The 13637-nt window shown below is 67.6% G+C and carries 14 protein-coding genes; 2 read left to right on the top strand and 12 right to left on the bottom strand.

Going from position 1 to position 13637, the window contains the following annotated elements; genetic code table 11:
- Positions 1-6: 6 nt before the first annotated feature.
- On the bottom strand, positions 7-426 hold the full coding sequence (locus ACIBCN_RS15625) for a DoxX family protein (protein ID WP_396992222.1): 420 nt from the start codon (positions 424-426) through the stop codon (positions 7-9).
- Between the two features lie 129 nt (positions 427-555).
- Between ACIBCN_RS15625 and ACIBCN_RS15620 the strand changes: the two genes are divergently transcribed.
- Positions 556-1425, top strand: coding sequence for a sigma-70 family RNA polymerase sigma factor (locus ACIBCN_RS15620; RefSeq protein ID WP_396992221.1), 870 nt, complete (start codon positions 556-558; stop codon positions 1423-1425).
- A 55-nt stretch (positions 1426-1480) separates the two neighbouring features.
- On the opposite strand, the gene ACIBCN_RS15615 is transcribed toward ACIBCN_RS15620, so the two are convergent.
- From ACIBCN_RS15615 to ACIBCN_RS15595, 5 genes are all read right to left on the bottom strand, one after another.
- Positions 1481-2377, bottom strand: coding sequence for a hypothetical protein (locus tag ACIBCN_RS15615; protein WP_396992220.1), 897 nt, complete (start codon positions 2375-2377; stop codon positions 1481-1483).
- Positions 2378-2401: 24 nt separating this feature from the next.
- Positions 2402-4795, bottom strand: coding sequence for a Tex family protein (locus ACIBCN_RS15610; RefSeq protein ID WP_396992219.1), 2394 nt, complete (start codon positions 4793-4795; stop codon positions 2402-2404).
- A 233-nt stretch (positions 4796-5028) separates the two neighbouring features.
- Positions 5029-5496 (bottom strand): hypothetical protein, encoded by a 468-nt coding sequence (locus ACIBCN_RS15605; RefSeq protein WP_396992218.1) that lies wholly within the window; start codon positions 5494-5496, stop codon positions 5029-5031.
- 109 nt (positions 5497-5605) lie between these two features.
- Positions 5606-7231 (bottom strand): AMP-binding protein, encoded by a 1626-nt coding sequence (locus ACIBCN_RS15600; protein ID WP_396992217.1) that lies wholly within the window; start codon positions 7229-7231, stop codon positions 5606-5608.
- Positions 7231-8850, bottom strand: coding sequence for an AMP-binding protein (locus ACIBCN_RS15595; protein ID WP_396992215.1), 1620 nt, complete (start codon positions 8848-8850; stop codon positions 7231-7233). The genes ACIBCN_RS15600 and ACIBCN_RS15595 overlap by 1 nt, the downstream gene beginning before the upstream one ends.
- A gap of 166 nt (positions 8851-9016) precedes the next feature.
- Between ACIBCN_RS15595 and ACIBCN_RS15590 the strand changes: the two genes are divergently transcribed.
- Positions 9017-9868, top strand: a complete 852-nt coding sequence (locus ACIBCN_RS15590; RefSeq protein ID WP_396992576.1) for a LuxR C-terminal-related transcriptional regulator — start codon at positions 9017-9019, stop codon at positions 9866-9868.
- Between the two features lie 3 nt (positions 9869-9871).
- On the opposite strand, the gene trmD is transcribed toward ACIBCN_RS15590, so the two are convergent.
- From trmD to ACIBCN_RS15560, 6 genes are all read right to left on the bottom strand, one after another.
- Positions 9872-10561 carry a tRNA (guanosine(37)-N1)-methyltransferase TrmD gene (trmD, locus tag ACIBCN_RS15585; protein ID WP_396992214.1) on the bottom strand — a complete coding sequence of 230 codons (690 nt, stop codon included), beginning with the start codon at positions 10559-10561 and terminating at the stop codon, positions 9872-9874.
- Between the two features lie 89 nt (positions 10562-10650).
- Positions 10651-11175 carry a ribosome maturation factor RimM gene (rimM, locus tag ACIBCN_RS15580; RefSeq protein WP_396992213.1) on the bottom strand — a complete coding sequence of 175 codons (525 nt, stop codon included), beginning with the start codon at positions 11173-11175 and terminating at the stop codon, positions 10651-10653.
- On the bottom strand, positions 11176-11418 hold the full coding sequence (locus tag ACIBCN_RS15575) for an RNA-binding protein (protein WP_011210690.1): 243 nt from the start codon (positions 11416-11418) through the stop codon (positions 11176-11178). It lies immediately after the preceding gene.
- A complete protein-coding gene (rpsP, locus tag ACIBCN_RS15570; protein ID WP_396992212.1) occupies positions 11418-11852 on the bottom strand; it encodes a 30S ribosomal protein S16 in 435 nt (144 codons plus the stop codon). Before rpsP ends, ACIBCN_RS15575 begins: the two co-directional genes overlap by 1 nt.
- 352 nt (positions 11853-12204) lie before the next feature.
- Positions 12205-12756, bottom strand: a complete 552-nt coding sequence (locus tag ACIBCN_RS15565) for a dihydrofolate reductase family protein (protein ID WP_396992211.1) — start codon at positions 12754-12756, stop codon at positions 12205-12207.
- A 77-nt stretch (positions 12757-12833) separates the two neighbouring features.
- A complete protein-coding gene (locus ACIBCN_RS15560) occupies positions 12834-13523 on the bottom strand; it encodes a class I SAM-dependent methyltransferase (RefSeq protein WP_396992575.1) in 690 nt (229 codons plus the stop codon).
- Positions 13524-13637 lie beyond the last annotated feature (114 nt).

Here is a 13637-nt window from a genome sequence, read left to right as displayed (position 1 = left end):
GGTATTTCAGGCCACCGCTGAACGGCGCAGCAACGTCAGTGGATTGCGCCGGCCGCTGGGCGGCCGCAGCCCCCAGGACGCCAGGCTCAGCCCGGCGAACACCAACGGCCCGATCGCTGCCTTCGGCTCGTCACCGGCCGCGATGTGCGATACCGCCGCGCCGCCGTAGACGAAAGTCAGTCCGGCATAGGCCCATTCCTCGGCCCGCGGATAGCCGGGCAGCACGATCGCGGCCACCGCCGCCGCCTTGGCGACGCCGAGCATCGTCGCGAAATACATCGGATACTCGAGCCGATCGAAAACGTCACGGACGTAAGGAATCCGGGCGACGTCCCAATAGGAGCCGACCACCGATTCGGTGAGCACGACCCCGGTGGCACCCAGGTAGGCAACGCGCCGTGCGAGGTCTTTCGTACCGGTGTTCATGATTTCGTTCCTTCCGTCGCTGTTGCCGCTCTGACGGATGCGGCGGCGAAGAGGTAACAAGCCGCGAGTTGTCACACCTAGCGCCCGCGCTTCGTCATCACTGTGGGACGACAATGCGGAGGAGACCACGTGGACGAATACCTGGCCGACCGATTCGAGACGCACCGCGCACATCTGGTCGCGGTGGCCTACCGGATGCTCGGATCGCTGACGGAGGCCGAGGACGCGGTGCAGGAGTCCTGGCTGCGGTTGGCCCGCACCGATCAGGACGGCATCGACAACCTCGGCGGCTGGCTGACCACCGCCGTGAGCCGGGTGTGCCTGGACGTGTTGCGCGCTCGCCGAGCGCGGCGGGAGGACTTGTTCGAGGAGCAGCTGCCCGACCCGATGGTCCGCCTCGACGACGGCACCGATCCGGAACAGCAGGCGATGCTCGCGGACTCGGTCGGCATCGCGCTGCTGGTGGTGCTCGACTCACTGAATCCGGCGGAACGGCTCGCGTTCGTGCTGCACGACATGTTCGCCCTGCCGTTCGACCAGATCGCGCCGATCCTCGGCAAGACGCCCGGCGCCGCCAAGATGATGGCGAGCCGCGCCCGCCGACGCGTCCAAGGCGGCGCCCCGCCGCTCGACCCGGACCTCCCCCGCCAGCGCCGCGCCGTCGCCGCGTTCCTCGCCGCCGCCCGCGACGGCAGCTTCGACGCCCTGCTGTCCCTGCTCGACCCCGACGTGGTGTTGCGTGCCGACGCCGGCGCCGGTGGCATCCAGATCATCCGGGGCGCGCCCGCCGTCGCCGGACTACTGGACACCTTCCACCGGTTCGCCAACCGCTACGACGTCGCGCACGCCGTGGTCAATGGTGTTGCGGGCCTGCTGAGTACGGCCGACGGCGCGCCGATGTCGGTCATCGCCTTCAGCGTCGCCGACGACAAGATCACCGCCATCGACCTGCTCGCCGACCCGGCCCGCCTGGCAAACCTCCCGCTGCCGACCCCCTAACGCGCAGCCCCGCCCAATTCCTGCGCCCCACCACAACTCTCGCGCGGCGGGTGGCTCAGTCGCGGTCCGGGGTGGTGGCCACCGGCTCGGGGTCGTGGTCCGAGGGGAACAGGGAGAGGTGGTGGCGGTGCGGTGCCGGTGGGGCGGGGACGACGGTGCGGGTCAGCTCCGCCTCGGCGGCGGTGAGCACGTGTTCGACGTCGGGCTTACCGGCGACCAGGTCTTGGACGAAGATCTTGGCGCGAATGACGGGGCGGCGGTAGCGCCGTTCGCGGACGATGGCGCGGTACATGAGGCGGCGGCGATCGGAGTAGCGCCAGCGAGCCCACGGCGCGCCCGGCCGGCTCAAGCGCAGCGCGCCGACAAAGAGCAGCGGCAGGAAGAACATGCCGAACAGGCCGGTCCAGATCTTCCCCTTGGCGATGACGATCGCGGCTAGCGCGAGGTTCACCACCGCGAAGAAGACGACGAACACCCGCACTTCGATGCTCGGGTCACTGCGGAAGTCGTTGATGTCGAGCAACCACAGCGGATGGAAGCCCAGCAGCAGCAACCCGGTCACCGCGAGCGCGACGAACACCGCGTCCACCGAGGTCCGCCCCTGCTCCTCCCAATACACGTCGCGCAGGTAGAAGATCAGCGCGAATTCGTCGAGGGTGAGGGCGGCACCGACACCGAAGGCCGCGGCGAGCACGGCGGCCGTTGTCGCGTCGGCGGTCTGGTACAGGGTGACCATGCCGACGCCGGACGCCAGCACCAGGATCACCCCGAACACCATGTGGTGGATGTGCACCCCGCCGGACCGCAGGTTGCCCGGCCACCAGCGCACCTGTTTCCGGATCAGCCGGACGCTGAGCCGGATCAACAGGAAGCCGACGATGAATCCGAGAAGAAAGCACAGCAGCGGAAGCCTGCCCTGCGCGATCACATCCTCATCGAGCCATCGTCGCATGGGCGCCTGAAACCTCCGTCCGACCTACTGTCCGAAACCGGCCCGGCGCAACGCGTCCGCCATCGAACCGGTCGGCGCGGGCGCGTTGCGGCGTTGGTTGCCGCCGCCGTGCGCCTGGCCTTGGCCCTGAGTCCGTTGCCCAGGATTCCGGCCCTGCTGGTTCTTGCCCTGTCCATTCTGCCGCTCGGGCGCGCCGCCCTTGCGATCACCTTGTCCACGCTGCCGGTTTTCGCCCCGCTCGCCCTTCGCGGTGGCGCCCGGCTCGTCGTCCAGCCGCAGCGACAGCCCGATGCGCTGCCTGGCGACATCGACCTCGAGCACCTTCACCTTGACCACGTCGCCGGTGTTCACCACCTCGCGCGGATCCTTGATGAAGTTGTGCGACATGGCCGATACGTGCACGAGACCGTCCTGGTGCACGCCGATATCGACGAACGCGCCGAAGGCGGCGACGTTCGTGACCACCCCTTCGAGCACCATGCCCGGCTCCAGGTCGGCGACCTTCTCCACGCCCGCGGCGAATTCCGCGGTCTTGAACTCCGGTCGCGGGTCGCGGCCCGGCTTCTCGAGCTCGGTGATGATGTCGGTCACCGTCGGCACACCAAAGCGTTCGTCGGTGAACTCGTCGGCGCGCAGCGCGCGCAGCACGGTGGTGTTGCCGATGACCTCGGTGATGTCGCGTCCGGTCGATTCCATGATCCGCCGGACCACCGGGTAGGCCTCGGGGTGCACCGAGGAGGTGTCCAGCGGGTCGTCGCCGCCGCGGATCCGCAGGAAGCCCGCGCACTGCTCGAACGCCTTCGGGCCGAGCCGCGGCACCTCGAGCAGCGCGGTCCGGCTGCGGAACGGACCGTGCTGATCTCGGTGCGCGACAATGCTTTCCGCGACCGACCCGGCGATGCCGGAGACCCGCGACAGCAGCGGCACCGAGGCCGTGTTGACGTCGACGCCGACGGCGTTCACCGCGTCCTCGACCACCGCGCCCAGCGAACGCGCCAGCAGGGTCTCAGACACGTCGTGCTGGTACTGGCCGACGCCGATCGACTTCGGATCGATCTTCACCAGCTCGGCGAGCGGATCCTGCAGGCGGCGCGCGATGGACACGGCGCCGCGCAGCGACACGTCCATGTCCGGCAGTTCCTGGGTGGCGTACGCCGACGCGGAGTAGACCGACGCGCCCGCCTCGGACACCACGATCTTGGTCGGCTTGTTCTCCGGAATGCGCGAGATCAGCTCGGTGGCAAGGGCATCGGTTTCCCGTGACGCGGTGCCGTTGCCGATGGCGATGAGCTCGACCCCGAACCGGGCGACCAGCGCGCCGAGCACGGCGAGGGACTTCTCGGTCTGTCCCTGCGGCTTGTGCGGGTAGATCACCTCGGTGGCGACTGCCTTGCCGGTGGCGTCGACGACGGCCACCTTCACGCCGGTCCGGTAGCCGGGATCGAGGCCCATGGTGGTGCGGGTGCCGGCCGGCGCGGCGAGCAGCAGGTCGCGCAGGTTCGCCGCGAACACGTCGACGGCGTCCTTCTCGGCGGCCTGCCGCAGCCGCATCCTGGTGTCGATGCCAAGGCTCACTTGCAGTTTGGTCCGCCATGCCCAGCGCACGGTGTCCAGCAGCCACGAATCCGCGGCGCGGCCCTTCTCGGCGATGTTGAACTTGATCGCGATCCGGCCCTCGTAGATGGACCGCTCGCCCGGCTCGAGCTCTTGGGTGTCCGGCTCGAGGTGCAGCGAGAGCACGTCTTCCTTCTCGCCGCGCAGCAGCGCGAGGATCCGGTGCGAGGGCAGCTTGGTGAACGGCTCGTCGAATTCGAAGTAGTCGGCGAACTTGGCGCCCGCCTCTTCCTTGCCCGGGCGCACGGTCGACTTGACCTGACCCCGGTTCCACATCAGCTCGCGCAGCTCACCGACCAGGTCGGCGTCCTCGGCGAACCGCTCGACCAGGATCGACCGCGCGCCGTCGAGCTGCTCGGCGTTGTACTGCGCGGGATCGGTGGTCGGGTCGTTGATGAGCGCGTCGGCGACCGGTTCGTGGCCCGCCTCGCGCGCGATCTGCGCCTTGGTGCGTCGTTTCGGCTTGTACGGCAGGTAGATGTCCTCGAGCCGGGCCTTCGTCTCGGCGAGCATGATCTGCTGGTGCAGCGCGTCGTCGAGTTTGCCCTGGCCACGGATGGATTCGAGGATCGCGCCGCGGCGCTCGTCGAGTTCGCGAATGTAGTGCAGGCGCTCGTCCAGTAGGCGCAGCTGCGCGTCGTCGAGACCGCCGGTGACCTCCTTGCGGTATCGCGCGATGAACGGCACGGTCGAGCCGCCGTCGATCAGCTCGACGGTGGCACGCACCTGGCTCTCCCGCACCGCGAGCTCGTCGGCGATGCGACGGTTCACGCTGGCCTGGCTCGCGACACCGGCGGACGTCACGGGTGGAAGCACGGCGGGGTCGGACTCTGCACTAACGGTCTCGGGCGCTGTCGTCACGTCCGGAGACACTACCGGGACCGCCTGACATGAGGCTCGCACCCAGTGGAACCGGGTCGCGCGTGCCGCATCATCGGCTGGTCCGGCCGCGTCCGCCGCCCGTACCCCGGGACGCGCCGAACCCGGCCGAGCACGCTCGACCGGGTTCGATAATTCCTGCGCATGTGCCGAATCGCTTACTGCAGGACCAGTTCCGGGCTGTAGATAGGACTGAACGTCTGACCGTTCTTGGTGACAGCGGTGAAGCTGACATACCGATGCCCCGGCTTGGCGAATGCCGCGTCCACCGTCAATGGCGGCGAGGGGTACCTGCCGTTCAGGCAGGGGAACGGACCGCTGGTGGCGATTTGTTCATTGGTGCCACCGCCGGCATAAGCGTCTTTATCTACGACCGTAACGACCATGGTGCAATTCTTATTGTTGATGGAATCATTTTTGATATTGAGTCCACCGAATGCCCTCGGCACACCGTTCTCCGCGTAAATGCATGATTCCACTTCTGCGGAGCCATCGCTGGTGAGATATAGACCCGAGCAGCTGTACGGACTGTCCGGCGCGGCGACGGCCGCCGGTGCGAGCGCGAGCAGTGGTGCGGCACTGGCGATTACACAGGACAGGACACGTGAAAACGAACCGATTGACATATTAGACCTTTCGCGACCAGATAAAATCAGATCCCCGACGAACGACCTTGTCTCACCCTATGTGTTACATCAGCAAGTCACATGACCACATTAATCGGGGCACCCGATATCAGGTCTCGTCCGGCAACCCGAGCAGCGCTCGGGACAGCTCGCGCATTTCGGCCTTGCGGATCTTGCCCGTGACGGTCATCGGAAAATCGTCCACCACGTGCACATAGCGCGGAATCTTGAAGTGCGCCAGCTTGCCCGCGCAGAACTCGCGGACGGCGGTGGCGTCCAACGGCGGCGCGCCCTCGCGCATCCGGACCCAGGCCATCAGTTCCTCGCCGTACTTCGGGTCGGGCACGCCGATCACCTGGGCGTCCAGGATGTCGGGGTGGGTGTAGAGGAATTCCTCGATCTCGCGCGGGTAGACGTTCTCGCCGCCGCGGATGACCATGTCCTTGATCCGGCCGGTGATCGCCAGGTAGCCGTCGTCGTCCATCACGCCGATGTCGCCGGTGTGCATCCACTGGGCCGCGTCGATGGCCTCGGCGGTCCTTGCCTCGTCGTTCCAGTAGCCGAGCATCACCGAGTAGCCGCGGGTGCAGAGTTCGCCCGGCTCGCCGCGCGGCATCGTGAGACCCGTTGCGGGGTCCACGATTTTGACCTCGAGGTGCGGGCCGACCCGGCCGACGGTGGCGGTGCGCCGGTCGATGCCGTCGTCGCGGCGGGTCTGGGTGGAGACCGGCGAGGTTTCGGTCATGCCGTAACAGATGCACACCTCGTGCATGCCGAGCCGGTCGATCACCCGCTTCATCACCTCGACGGGGCAGGGCGAACCCGCCATGATGCCGGTGCGCAGGCTCGACAGATCCGGTGTGGCGGAATCCAATTCGGTGAGCAGGGCAATGAACATGGTCGGCACGCCGTAGAGCGAGGTGCACCGTTCGGACTCGACGGCGGCCAGTGTCGCCTTCGGATCGAAGGCCGGTGCCGGGATCACCACTGTCGCACCGTGACTCGTGCTGGCCAGGTTGCCCATGACCATGCCGAAGCAGTGATAGAACGGCACCGGCACGCAGATCCGGTCCTGGTCGGTGTAGCCGCACAGCTCGCCGACGAAGAAGCCGTTGTTCAGGATGTTGTGATGGCTCAGTGTGGCACCCTTGGGGAAACCCGTTGTGCCCGAAGTGTATTGGATGTTGATCGGATCATCGATGGATAGCTCCGCCGCGAGCACAGCCAAGCGGTCCGCATCGATCGCCGTCCGCGCCAGCGCTTCCCACTCCGGGGTGCCGAGCACCAGCACCTGGTCCAGCTTGGGACAGTTCGGCCGGACCTCCTCGATCATCGCGACATAGTTCGACGTCTTGAACTCCGGCGCCGCGACCAGCACCCGCACGCCCGCCTGGCGCAGCACGTATTCCAGCTCGCTGGTGCGATAGGCCGGGTTGATATTGACCAGGATCGCGCCGATCTTCGCCGTCGCGTACTGCACGAAGAACCACTCGGCACAGTTCGGCGCCCAGACGCCGACCCGGTCGCCCTTCCCGATGCCGCGCGCGGCCAGGCCGGTTGCCATCGCGTCGATCGCGGCACCGAGCTCGCGATAGGTCCAGCGCCGACCGGAAGCCTTGTCCACCAACGCCTCCCGGCCCGCGAAGGCGGCGACGGCGCGGTCGAGGTTGCCGCCGATGGTGTCACCCAGTAGCGGCGTGTCCGAGGTGCCGGACGCATAGCTCGGGTTCGACATCACTTGTTTCCCCGCTGCCGCAGCACGAATCGTTGCACCTTGCCGCTCGGCGTCTTCGGCAGCTCGGTGAGGAAGTGCACCGTGCGCGGGTAGGCGTGCGCGGCGAACTTCTTCTTCACCAGATCCTGCAACTCGGCCTCGAGCCGGGTGCCGACCGCGGATCCGTCGCGCACCACCACGAAGGCCTCCAGCACCTCGCCGCGCAGTTCGTCCGGCATGCCGACGACGGCCGCCTCGGCGACCTGCTCGTGCAGCAAGAGCACACTCTCCACCTCGAACGGGCCGATACGGTAGCCGGACATGATGATCACGTCGTCGTCGCGGGCGGAGAAACGGAAGCAGCCGTTCTCGTCCTGCGAGCCCGCGTCGCCGGTCAGGTACCACCGTCCGTCCGCGGTGTAGCGCTGGGCGGTGCGTTCCGGGGCATCGAGGTAGCCGAGGAACCACAGCAGTGGACTGTTCTCGGTGTCGATGGCGACGCGGCCGAGCTCACCGGTCGGCGCGACGGTGTCGGCGTTGTCGGCCAGCACCGCACAGGTCCAGCCGGGCAGCGATCGGCCCATCGAGCCCGCGGGGACGTCGGCGTCGAGCGCCTCGTGCCAGGAGTTACAGATGAGCATGCCGTGCTCGGTCTGCCCGTAGTGGTCGCGCACGGCGACGCCGAGATGCTCCAGCGACCAGGCGACGACCTCGGGGGTCAGCGGCTCCCCCGCGGAGGAGGCGCGCCGCAACGTGGCATGCAGGTGCGGTGCGGTCCGGTCGGCACGCAGTGCGCGATACACCGTCGGGGCGGCGGTGAAGTTGGTGACGCCGAAGCGTTCCAGCACCTGCCAGGTGAGCGTCGGCGAGAACGCGGCGTGCAACAGGATGCTGCGGACGCCGCTGGCCAGCGGGGCCATGATCGCCCAGTAGAGGCCGTAGGCCCAGCCCGGATCGGCCGCGTTCCAGAACACGTCATCCGCGCGAACGTCCAGGGCGAACTCTTGATACGCCTGGAACGACGCCAGCGCGCGCAGCGGAATCGGCACGCCCTTCGGGGTTCCGGTGGTGCCACTGGTGAACAGCTCGACCAGCAGTCCGTCACCACCCACCGCGACCGGCGCACCGGGTGAGTCGTCGGCAAGCAGGTCCGCCATGCCCAGCGTGCCCTCGGGCGCGTCACCGCTGACGATGACCTGCCACGACGCGTCGGCGGGCATATCCGGGCCGGGGGCCAGCTTGGGTGCCTGATCGGCATCGGCGATGACGATCGACGTGCCGCTCGCGTCCAGACGGAACGCGATGGCGGGCGGGGCGAACGCGGTGAACAGCGGAACATGCACCGCCCCGAGACGCCAGATTCCGAGCAACGCCACCACCAGGTCGGTGGACTTCGTCATTAACGTCGCGACCCGATCATGCTGCCGGACCCCGAGTTCCGCCAACCCCGCGGCGAAGCGAGTCGACCGCTCGCGCAGCTCGCCGTAGGTGAGATCGATCGAGGACAGATCGCGCTCGATGATGGTGAAGGCGATGCTGTCCGCCGGATGCCGATCGCACAGTAGGTCCGCCGCGGACGCGTCGGGCCGGTCGTACATGCCCAGCAGTTCGCGCACCCGGGGATTCAGGTCGGTACCCATCTTCGCCACTCCTCATCGTGATCCAGCTCACCCAATAGGATGTGGGTCACACCGAGTCCGCTACTACCCCCGAAAAGGGGTGAGTCCCATGACCGAGCGCAGCGAGGGAGTCATGATGCAGCCCGCCCTGGGGCATGACGGAGCCGAGCGCCAGCGAGGTGGAGTCATGATCCACCCCGCACTGCTGCGACCGCGTGACGCGGACGCGTTGCGCGCCGAGATCCGCTGGGTAGCGGGCGCGGCCGGGGTGCCGGTGGCGTTCGGCGGGGAAGTACACGACGACGCGCTGTTGCTGTCGGAATTCGTCGGCACGTTCACCAACGGCCTGCGCGGCCTTTCCGTGCTGCGCACCTCGGGCCTCGGCGGCCGGGTGATGGATTCCGGGCGCCCCGCCTCGGTCACCGACTACGTCAATACCTCCAGCATCACCCACCACTACGACGGCCCGGTCTCCGGCGAAGGACTCCGCTCGATCGTGGCCGTCCCGGTGGTCGTCGACAAACGCTCCCGCGCCGTCCTCTACGCCGCCACCCGCAGCGCGAGCCCGCTCGGCGACCGCACCGCCGACCTGGTCGTGCAGGCCGGTCGCCGCCTCGCGGCCGAAATCACCATCCGCGACGAGGTGGACCGCCGCCTGCGCCTGCTAGAGACGACCATCCCCACCTCCGACACGGTCCCCGCCGTCTCCGAGGAACTCCGCGATATCCACGCTGAACTCCGCGGCATGGCCCGGTCCGCCGGCGATGACCAGCTCCGTAGCCGCCTGCACACCGTCTGCGAACGCCTGATCCGGGTGATGGTCGGCGACCCGCTTCCGGATGCGCCCCGCCTCTCGCGCCGTGAACTGGACGTGCTGTCTCAAATCGCCCTGGGTTGCACCAATCAGGAAGCCGCCCAACGTCTCTCGCTCGCCCCCGAGACCGTGAAGAGTTATCTCCGCAACGCCATGACGAAACTGGACGCGCACTCCCGCCACGAGGCCGTCGTCACGGCGCGCCGCCACGGTTTGCTTCCCTGAGGGTTAGTGGTCCGCCTCGGGGAGCAGGTCGGGGCGGCGGGCTCGGGTGCGTGCGAGGGATTGTTCGCGGCGCCAGGCGGCGACCTTCGCGTGATCGCCGGAGAGCAGGACCGGGGGGACCTCGAGGTCGCGCCAGGTGACGGGGCGGGTGTAGCTGGGGCCCTCGAGGAGGCCGTCGGAGAACGAATCCTCTTGGTGGGATTGCTGATTGCCGAGCACGCCGGGCAGCAGGCGGACTACGGCCTCGGTCATCACGAGGACGGCCGCCTCGCCGCCGATCAGGACGTAGTCGCCGATGCTGACCTCTTCGACGCGGACGCGTCGGGCGGCGTCGTCGAAGACGCGTTGATCGATGCCTTCGTAGCGGCCGCAGGCGAACACGAGGTGGTCCTCGGCGGCCCAGCGGTGGGCGGTTTCCTGGGTGAACGGGACGCCGGCGGGCGTGGGGACGACGAGCAGTGCGTCGTCGGGGCAGACCTCATCGAGTGCGTCGCCCCATACGGTGGGCTTCATGACCATGCCCGGTCCCCCGCCATAGGGCGAGTCGTCGACGGACTTGTGCACGTCGTGGGTCCAGCCGCGCAGATCGTGCACGTCGAGGGAGATCAGGCCTTTATCGATTGCCTTGCCCAGCAACGCGGTTCGCAACGGTTCCAGGTATTCCGGAAAGATCGTGACGACATCGAGTTTCATGTAATCCCCCGTGCTCTGCGGGACATCGAGTAGGTATACGTCGGCCGGGTAGGCGCAAGACCCCGGTCACCGACCGGGTGCCGACCCACTTATTCCGGGTCGAGGAGGCCTTCGGGCGGATCGATGACGATCAGCCGGTCCGCAAGCGACACGGTGGGCACGATGGCGTTCACGAACGGGATCAGGATCTCCCGGCCGTCATCGGCGGCCTGCACCGAAAGCAGCTCTCCCGCAGCGGAATGCAGCACTTCGCGCACGGTGCCGACCACGGTGGCGTCGGTGAGCTGAACGGTCAGCCCCTCGAGTTCGTGGTCGTAGTATTCGTCCGGGTCGCCGGACGGCGGCAGGTCCTCGCTGTCCACGAAGAACAGCGTGCCGCGCAGTGCGTCGGCCGAGTCCCGGTCGCCGACGCCGGTGAGAAACACCAGAAGCCGGCCCGAGTGCTCTCGGGCCGACTCCACGGTGAAGTCGCGGACTTCCTTGGATCGCGCCAGCCGCCCGCGCAGCGTGTTGCCCGGCGCGAACCGGGCCGCCGGCTCATCGGTACGTATCTCGACGACCAGTTCACCGCGCACGCCGTGCGACTTGGCGACCCGTCCTACGACAAGTTCCATCTACTGATCGGTGTCGACCACGTCGACCCGGATACCCCGGCCGCCGATGCCGGCGACGAGGGTGCGCAGCGCGGTCGCGGTACGTCCACCGCGACCGATCACCTTGCCCAGATCGTCGGGGTGCACGTGCACCTCGACGGTGCGTCCGCGGCGGCCGGTGATCAGCTCGACACGGACGTCATCGGGATTGGCGACGATGCCACGAACAAGATGTTCGACAGCATCGGCCACAACGGCACTCATTACTCGGCGGCCTCAGCGGCGGGCGCCTCGGCGGCCTCTTCCTTCTTGGCGGCCTTCTTCTTCGGGGTGGTGGCTTCGCCGGACGGGGCGTTGTCGGCGGCGGCCAGCGCGGCGTTGAACAGGTCCAGCTTGGACGTCTTCTCGGCCTTGACCTTCAGCGTGCCCTCGGTGCCCGGCAGGCCCTTGAACTTCTGCCAGTCGCCGGTGATCTCCAGCAGGCGCTGGACAGGCTCGGTCGGCTGCGCGCCGACACCCAGCCAGTACTGAGCGCGCTCGGAATCGATCTCGATGAGCGACGGCTCTTCCTTCGGGTGGTACAGGCCGATGGACTCGATGGCCCGGCCGTCCCGGCGGGTGCGCGCGTCGGCGACGACGATGCGGTACTGCGGGTTGCGGATCTTGCCCAAGCGGGTGAGCTTGATGCGAACAGCCATGCTTGTTCTGCCTCTTTCGTAGGTTGGTCACGGCGCAATTCAGCGACCCGCACGGTCTGCGAGCCCGGTTTAGCGCATGGAGTGTGTGACCGCCGCGCGGTACGTAACCGGAGACGGGCTGACACTTGTCCGGAAGGACGGTTGTTCATTGTGCCAGACGGGCAGCGTTCACCTGAAATCGCCCTGCCCGCCTCTCCGCGACTTCAGGCCAGACTCAGGTGCGTCGCCTGTAGCGCTGGCGGCCGACGGTGAAGGGAGAGGTGAGTTAGCCCGTCCCCGACGAGTTACCCATGTCCTGCCGAGATCAGTCGGCCGTCTTGAATACGGCTCCCAAAGTAACCTCATCCGACGGCTATGACCTGCGGTAACGAAGCAGAACCACCCCGGAATCGAACGGGCGCGTCTCGGTGAGTCGCAGCACCGGAATCTCCAGCGCCTCGGTGAACAACCGCCTGCCCTTGCCCTCGACCACCGGATAGATGAACAGCCGATACTCGTCGACCAGGTCGGTGGCGGTGAGTGCATGCACAAGCTGGATGCTGCCGGTCGCCACGATGTCCTTGCCCGGCTGGTCCTTCACTCCGTGGAGCTCGTCGAGCGAACGCAGGACCACCGTGTTCGCCCACTCGGGATCGTCGAGTGTGCTGGATACGACGTATTTCGTCACCATGTTCAGGTGGTCGGTGACACCGCTGGTGTCGTCGGTCTGGTTTGGCCAGTACCCGCGCATCTGCTCGAAGGAGACCCGCCCGAACAGCACCGCGTCGGAACCCGCCATGTGCGCGTTCAGCGTCTCGGTGATGTCGGACTGATCCACCCCCGCCGCGTTGGCCACGTTGAACCATTCCGCGGCCTCGATCACGCCGTCGAGGGTGATGTTCTCGGTGACAATCAGATCCCGCATCGTTGCTCCTCAGGTCGGAAACCTTTGCTGGAGAAGACGCGGCGCGGCAACCGAATTCATCGGTACCGGAAGAACTCTTACGCGGCCGGGGCCGCTGCGGTGAGGGCGCGGGTCTGCGTCCACGGCCCGCCCCACCACAGCTGCCAGCCGAGCGAACGGGCGGTGAGGCTTCGGGCGCCGTTGGCGGTGAGGGTGGTCTCGTATTCGCCGGTCCGGCCGATATCGACCAGTACCAGATGCCCGCCGGGGCGCAGCACGCGCAGCGCCTCACGTACCGCGGCGGCCCGGCCCGCGGACGCTTTGATGTTGTGGATGGCGAGACTGGAGACGATCACATCGAATTCGTCGTCGCGGAACGGCAGCGCGGTCATGTCGCCGGTGTGCAATTCGATGCGGTCGGCGACGTTTTCGGCGACAGCGTTGCGTTCGGTGGTGGCGATACTGTTGCCGGACTGGTCGACCGAACGCCACAGATCGATGCCCACCGCACGCCCTTCCGGCAGCCGCTTCGCCGCGGCGAGCAGCACCGCGCCGCGGCCGCAGCCCAGATCGAGCAGTCGCTCATCGCCGCGCAGTCCCAGATCGTCGAGCAGGCCGTCCCACGCGCGGAACTTGCCGCGGCGGGTCGCATGCAGGAACAGTCCGAACTGCGCGGCCATGACGAGGCCGATCACGAAGGTCAGCCACGTTTGTACAGTGTTGCCTGCCAGCGCGTTGGCGATCGCGGCGATCAGGAAGCCGATCGCCAGAACGCCGAGCATGAGCATGATGGGTGGCGCGTCGAAGCCGTAGGACGCTCGCCGCGATGTGGTCGTCGTCACAGGGTCGATTCTATCGAGCTCTGAAGTTTTCGCGCCCCAACAGTTTTCAGGGCTGCCACG

This window comes from Nocardia sp. NPDC051052, from assembly GCF_044456045.1.
Classification (GTDB): Bacteria; Actinomycetota; Actinomycetes; order Mycobacteriales; family Mycobacteriaceae; genus Nocardia.
Note: the sequence above shows the minus strand (reverse complement) of the source record. Positions and strands in the feature narration are given on the sequence as shown.

Bases quoted from the DNA above. Each gene is read 5' to 3' on its own strand.
- ACIBCN_RS15625 (WP_396992222.1), bottom strand. From the start codon at position 426: ATGAACACCGGTACGAAAGACCTCGCACGGCGCGTTGCCTACCTGGGT.
- ACIBCN_RS15615 (WP_396992220.1), bottom strand. From the start codon at position 2,377: ATGCGACGATGGCTCGATGAGGATGTGATCGCGCAGGGCAGGCTTCCG.
- ACIBCN_RS15605 (WP_396992218.1), bottom strand. From the start codon at position 5,496: ATGTCAATCGGTTCGTTTTCACGTGTCCTGTCCTGTGTAATCGCCAGT.
- ACIBCN_RS15600 (WP_396992217.1), bottom strand. From the start codon at position 7,231: ATGTCGAACCCGAGCTATGCGTCCGGCACCTCGGACACGCCGCTACTG.
- ACIBCN_RS15595 (WP_396992215.1), bottom strand. From the start codon at position 8,850: ATGGGTACCGACCTGAATCCCCGGGTGCGCGAACTGCTGGGCATGTAC.
- ACIBCN_RS15590 (WP_396992576.1), top strand. From the start codon at position 9,017: ATGATCCACCCCGCACTGCTGCGACCGCGTGACGCGGACGCGTTGCGC.
- trmD (WP_396992214.1), bottom strand. From the start codon at position 10,561: ATGAAACTCGATGTCGTCACGATCTTTCCGGAATACCTGGAACCGTTG.
- rimM (WP_396992213.1), bottom strand. From the start codon at position 11,175: ATGGAACTTGTCGTAGGACGGGTCGCCAAGTCGCACGGCGTGCGCGGT.
- ACIBCN_RS15575 (WP_011210690.1), bottom strand. From the start codon at position 11,418: ATGAGTGCCGTTGTGGCCGATGCTGTCGAACATCTTGTTCGTGGCATC.
- rpsP (WP_396992212.1), bottom strand. From the start codon at position 11,852: ATGGCTGTTCGCATCAAGCTCACCCGCTTGGGCAAGATCCGCAACCCG.
- ACIBCN_RS15565 (WP_396992211.1), bottom strand. From the start codon at position 12,756: ATGCGGGATCTGATTGTCACCGAGAACATCACCCTCGACGGCGTGATC.
- ACIBCN_RS15560 (WP_396992575.1), bottom strand. From the start codon at position 13,523: ATGCTCATGCTCGGCGTTCTGGCGATCGGCTTCCTGATCGCCGCGATC.